A 447-nucleotide genomic window follows, 5' to 3' on the forward strand; every position below is an offset into this window, starting at 1 on the left:
AGTGACAGTACATCAGCATCATTGAGTGGTTCAACCAGTGCAAGTGACAGTACCTCAGCATCATTGAGTGGTTCAACCAGTGCGAGTGACAGTACATCAGCGTCATTGAGTGGTTCAACCAGTGCAAGTGACAGTACATCAGCATCATTGAGTGAGTCAAGCGCGAGTGCCTCAGCCTCAATAAGTACCTCAGTAAGTGCGAGTGACAGTACGTCAACGTCATTGAGTGCTTCAACCAGCGCGAGTGCCTCAGCCTCAATAAGTGCCTCAGTAAGTGTGAGTGACAGTACATCATCTTCATTGAGTGGTTCAACTAGTGCAAGTGACAGTACGTCATCAACGTCATTGAGTGGTTCAACCAGTGCGAGTGACAGTACATCAACGTCATTGAGTGGTTCAACTAGTGCAAGTGACAGTACGTCATCGACGTCATTGAGTGGTTCAACC

At 47.7% G+C, this 447-nt stretch carries 1 protein-coding gene; it reads right to left on the minus strand.

Annotated features, from left to right (window positions below):
* The coding region (locus ESZ47_RS09410; RefSeq protein WP_425280126.1) for a hypothetical protein at window positions 1-447 on the minus strand (447 nt) is incomplete at both ends.

This window comes from Leuconostoc litchii, assembly GCF_008107645.1.
GTDB lineage: Bacteria > Bacillota > Bacilli > Lactobacillales > Lactobacillaceae > Leuconostoc > Leuconostoc litchii.